We start from the raw sequence: 1,330 nt of genomic DNA on the forward strand, positions 1-1,330 counted from the left end.
CTCTTATCCAGTTATAACTAATGGAGAATTTTCTCATAAAGGTTCTTTTGACTGTTTATTAGGAGAAAATGCAAGTGAAGAGGAAAGGGAAGAACTTTCTTTGGAAAAATTGGTATCTAAGGATACTCCACAAACATTTTTATGGCATACTTTTGATGATGGAGCAGTTCCTGTGCAAAATTCATTAAGATTTGCAAATTCTTTAAAGGAAAATAATGTGCCATTTGAGTTACATATATATCCAACTGGTGTACATGGATTAAGTCTTTGTGAAGAAGTTACTGCAAGAAAAGATGAAGCCAATCATATAAGCCCACATGTAGGTACTTGGTTTAAGTTAGCAGTTGAGTGGCTAAAAAATATATAGCTAAGTAAGTCAGTTGCATATAAAAAGGACCTTCAAGTGTTACATGATATTAATTTCTCTATTAACTCTGGAACAATGACTGCCTTAGTAGGGGCTAGTGGAGTGGAAAAAACTACGTTAACTAATCTTATACCAAGACTTTATGAAGTTTCATCAGGTAGTATAAAGATAGATGGACATGATACAAGAGATGTAACGCTTCAATCTCTTCGTAGACAAATAGGTATAGTTATGCAAGAACCATATTTATTTAATGATACAATTGAAGCTAACCTAAGATATGGAAATGAAGATGCTACTAATGAAGAGTTAGTTGAAGCATGTAAAGCTGCATACATTCATGATTTTATTATGTCTATACCAGACAAATATAAAACAGTAGTAGGCAATAGAGGCATTAAGCTATCGGGAGGAGAAAAGCAACGTATTTCTATAGTAAGAGTAATATTAAAGAATCCAAAGATTTTAATTCTTGATGAGGCTACATCTGCCATAGATTCTGTATCAGAAATGTATATACAAAAAGCTTTAGTTCCATTACTAAAAGGTAGGACAAATATAGTTATAGCTCATAAGCTAACTACAATTTTATCAGCAGATAACATTCTAGTTTTTGAGGATGGAAGAATAGTTCAGTCAGGAAATCATAATAAATTGTTAGATGAAGGTGGATTATATAAGAAGTTATATGATACACAATTTAGAAAAGAAAACAATTATATATAATAAAGCGTTTAATATTAATAGCAAACAAAGAGTTATAAAGGTTTCATGGAAATTATACATGGAGCCTTTTTTATTAAAATGAGTTGTATTTAAGGTGTTATATTTAAGATTAATATAGAGATTTTACTATAAGAAGATCTCCCTAGTTATAATTATTATCTTAATTAAAGGTGAAATTAAAAAAGTAAGAAATATAGGGACTGTAGTTTTTTATATGAAAATAGCCTTGCTATGCAG

2 protein-coding genes are annotated in these 1,330 nt (G+C 30.2%); both read left to right on the forward strand.

The genetic code is table 11. From position 1 onward, the window contains the following. The coding region (locus tag E6248_RS16125; protein WP_316341781.1) for a prolyl oligopeptidase family serine peptidase at positions 1 to 367 on the forward strand (367 nt) is incomplete at its 5' end. 36 nt (positions 368 to 403) lie between these two features. Beyond that, entirely contained in the window at positions 404 to 1,093 is a 690-nt protein-coding gene (locus E6248_RS16130; protein ID WP_316341782.1) for an ATP-binding cassette domain-containing protein, read from the forward strand. Positions 1,094 to 1,330 lie beyond the last annotated feature (237 nt).

It is taken from the genome of Clostridium sp. (genome assembly GCF_032552055.1).
GTDB lineage: Bacteria > Bacillota > Clostridia > Clostridiales > Clostridiaceae > Clostridium.